Source organism: Cellulomonas pasadenensis (assembly GCF_047229365.1).
Taxonomy (GTDB): Bacteria; Actinomycetota; Actinomycetes; order Actinomycetales; family Cellulomonadaceae; genus Cellulomonas.
Window position 1 is genome coordinate 1 of sequence record NZ_JBFTEP010000220.1, and the last position, 3,474, is coordinate 3,474.

Annotated in this window: 4 protein-coding genes; 3 read left to right on the plus strand and 1 reads right to left on the minus strand. The window is 76.7% G+C overall.

Annotated features, from left to right (window positions below):
- The first annotated feature begins 101 nt into the window (after positions 1–101).
- Complete coding sequence (locus AB6N23_RS17770) at positions 102–542, plus strand: helix-turn-helix transcriptional regulator (RefSeq protein ID WP_412867295.1); 441 nt, start codon at positions 102–104, stop codon at positions 540–542.
- Positions 543–547: 5 nt separating this feature from the next.
- Positions 548–958, plus strand: coding sequence for a VOC family protein (locus tag AB6N23_RS17775; RefSeq protein WP_412867296.1), 411 nt, complete (start codon positions 548–550; stop codon positions 956–958).
- 13 nt (positions 959–971) lie between these two features.
- Here the strand turns inward: AB6N23_RS17775 and AB6N23_RS17780 are convergent, their stop codons facing one another.
- Positions 972–2,744 (minus strand): PP2C family protein-serine/threonine phosphatase, encoded by a 1,773-nt coding sequence (locus tag AB6N23_RS17780; protein ID WP_412867297.1) that lies wholly within the window; start codon positions 2,742–2,744, stop codon positions 972–974.
- An 89-nt stretch (positions 2,745–2,833) separates the two neighbouring features.
- Between AB6N23_RS17780 and AB6N23_RS17785 the strand changes: the two genes are divergently transcribed.
- The coding region (locus AB6N23_RS17785) for an NYN domain-containing protein (protein ID WP_412867298.1) at positions 2,834–3,474 on the plus strand (641 nt) is incomplete at its 3' end.

The window sequence follows — 3,474 nt, forward strand, 5'->3', positions numbered from 1 at the left end:
GGTCGTCCGCCGCGACCGCTGACGGCGGGGCCGGCGGACGCGGGCGACCGCGCCGCGGCCCGGTGCTGGGCACGGCGGCGTCCACGCGGCAGGCTGGTGCCGTGACCGCCGCCGACCCGCGCCTGCGCGAGCTCGTGCTGCTGCGCCGCGTGCGCGACCGCATCGACCGCGACTACGCGCAGCCCCTGGACGTCGAGGCGCTCGCGCGCGACGTCCACCTGTCGGCCGGTCACCTGAGCCGCCGGTTCCGCGCGGTGTTCGGCGAGTCGCCCTACAGCTACCTGATGACGCGGCGGATCGAGCGCGCGATGACGCTGCTGCGCCGGGGCGACCTGTCCGTCACGGACGTGTGCTTCGCGGTCGGGTGCGCGTCCCTCGGCACGTTCAGCACACGGTTCTCCGAGCTCGTCGGCATGTCCCCCAGCGCGTACCGCCGGCTCGCCGCCGACGAGGGGCGGGGGCTGCCCGCGTGCGTCGCCAAGCAGGTCATGCGACCGGTCAGGAATCGAGAAGCACGGACCGTCCCCGGCTCCCTAGCGTGAGCGGCATGGACCTCGTCATCTCCTCCACGTTCCTGCCGGCCGACGACCCGGAGGCGTCGCTGGCGTTCTACCGCGACGTGCTCGGCTTCGAGGTGCGCCTCGACGTCGGCTACGGCGCCATGCGGTGGGTCACGGTCGGTGCGCCCGAGCAGCCGCAGACGTCGATCGTGCTGCACCCGCCCGCGGCCGACCCGGGCCTCACCGACGCCGAGCGCCGCACCATCGCCGAGCTCATGGCGAAGGGCAGCTACGCGTCGATCGTCCTCGCCACCTCCGACGTCGACGCCACGTTCGCGCGGCTCGTGGCGGCCGGCGGGGAGGTCGTGCAGGAGCCCACGGACCAGCCGTACGGGCTGCGCGACTGCGCGTTCCGCGACCCCGCGGGGAACATGATCCGGATCAACCAGCAGCCCTGACCCGCTCCCGCGGTCAGCCCGCGGCGGACGCCCCCACCGCGGCGGCCGCGTCGTGGTCCGGCCAGCGCGGGGCGGGCACGGTCGTGCGGCGCGCGGCGTCCGCGACGGACCGCGCCGCGGGATCGCGCGGCCCGACGCGGTGCACGACGACGACGGTGTCGTCCGTCGAGCCGTCGGGGGCCATGCGCGCGAGCAGCGCGTCGGCGAGCACGTCCGGGTCGGCGCCCGGGTCGGGGAGGCCGGCGAGCACGGCCGCGAGCTCGTCGAGCCGGTCCCGCAGCAGCGTGCCGCGCCGCTCCAGCAGCCCGTCGGTGCACAGCACGAGCAGGTCGCCCTCCGCCACCGGGACGACCGCCTGCGGCCGTGGGCCGGCCGGCACCGTGAGGGGCCGGCCGCGTCCGCCCGCGAGCCACGTGACCGTGCGGTCGGGGTGCAGCACCAGGCCCGGCGGGTGCCCCGCCGACGAGAAGGTGAAGGTCCCCGCGTCGGGGTCGACGACACCGCACAGCACGGTCGCGAGCTCGGCGCCGGGCAGCGTGCGCGCGAACGCGTCCAGGCCGTCGAGGACGGCGGCGGGCCGCCGCGTGCGCAGCAGCAGCGCCCGCGCCGCGCTGCGCAGCTGCCCCATCCGCGAGGCGGCGTCGAGGCCGTGCCCGACGCAGTCCCCCACCACGACGCCCAGCGGTCCCCGCGGTGTGCCGGGGTCGGCGTCGTCCGCACCGTCCGGGTCCTCGCGGTCGTCGGCGAGCGCGACGACGTCGTACCAGTCGCCGCCGACGGTCAGCTCGCGCACGGCGGGCACGTAGCGGGTCGCGACGTCCGCCCGCGCGACCTCGGGCTCGAGCATCGCGTGCTGCAGGACGTCCGACACGCGGGTGACCGCGGCGACCTGCCGCTCGAGCCGCAGGGCCGACGTGACGGCGGCCGCGACGGTGTCCGCGACGACGCGGGCGAACGCGCGCAGCTGGTCGTCGACGGGCCGCAGCGCGCCCAGGCGCAGCACGACGGCGCCCGCACGGCCGTCCGCCTCCGCCAGCCGGAACGGCACGGCCAGCACGTGCCCGTCCTCCACGACCTCGCCGCGCGCGGTCGCGTCGAGGACGAGCCCGGGGCGCGCGCCGACGGGGGTCGGGGACGCCGCGATGACGTCGACGCCGGCGGGCGGGCCGAGGTGGACCTCGACGCCGACCACGTCGGGCCCGTCGTCGAGCAGGGCGACCGCGGCCGCGACCACGGCGCCGACCGACGGCGCGGTGCCCTGCAGGCGGCGGGACAGCTCGGCCAGCAGCCGCACGCGCCGCTGCTCGACCACGAGGTGCGTCGTGTCGGTCGCGATGTCGAGCAGGCCGGCGACGCGCCCGTCGACGTCCCGCAGCGGGCTGTAGGAGTACGTGAAGAACGTCTCCTCGTCGTACCCGGACCGGTGCATGACGAGGCGCTGGTCCGCCACCCACGTCGACCGGCCGTGCTCCATGACCTCGCGCACGAGCGGCGCGATGTCGTCCCACACGTCGGGCCACACGTCGGCGAGCGGCGCCCCGAGGGCCGCCGGGTGCTTCTGCGTGCCGAGGATCTCGCGGTACCCGTCGTTGTAGATCATCGTGAGCGCCGGACCCCACGTGACCAGCACGGGGAACCGCGTGCTGAGGCACAGCTCGACCGCCGAGCGCAGCGGCACCGGCCACGCCGACGGGGCGCCGAGCGGGGTGGCCGCCCAGTCCACGGCGCGCAGCGCGTCACCCATGCCGCCCCGCGCCGTCGCGCGCAGGAACCAGGGCGATCTCACCCCAGGGACCCTAGACGCCGGCACCGACGGTGTCGCGGCCGGGCGGCCGACATCACCCCGGCGGCCGCGCACCAGGGCAGGATGGGCGCGTGAGCGTCACCGTGACCGACCAGCCGCGCGTCCTGCGCAGCGCCCTCCTCGTCGACTTCGACAACGTGTACATCGGGCTCAAGCGCCTCGACCCCGCGGCGGCGGAGGCGTTCGCCACCGAGCCGGGGCACTGGCTCGCGCAGCTCGCGCAGGGCTCCGACACGGACGGGGAGGTCACGCGCCGCTTCCTCGTGCGCGCCTGCTACCTCAACCCGTCGGTGTACTCCCGCTACCGGCCCAACTTCACGCGCGCCGGGTTCCGCGTCGTCGACTGCCCGTCCCTCACGCAGCAGGGCAAGAGCAGCGCCGACATCAACCTCGTGCTCGACGCCGTCGACGCGCTCGCGGCGCCGACGCGCTACGACGAGTTCGTCATCGTGTCCGCCGACGCCGACTTCACGCCCCTGGCGCAGCGCTGCCGGGCGGACGACCGGCGCGTCACGATCATCACCGCGAGCCCCGCCGCCAGCGCCTACCGGTCGGTCGCCGACTCGGTCGTCGGCGCCGACGCGCTCGCCGACCTCGTGACGCAGACGCTGTCGCCGCTCGACGCCGACGAGGTCGGGGACGGCGAGGCGGCCGTCGACGCGCCCGGGACGCCGCCGGCACGGGACGCCGCCGCGGCGACCGACGCCGCGCC

Coding starts and splice junctions, on each gene's coding strand:
- AB6N23_RS17775 (WP_412867296.1), top strand. CDS start 548: ATGGACCTCGTCATCTCCTCCACGTTCCTGCCGGCCGACGACCCGGAG.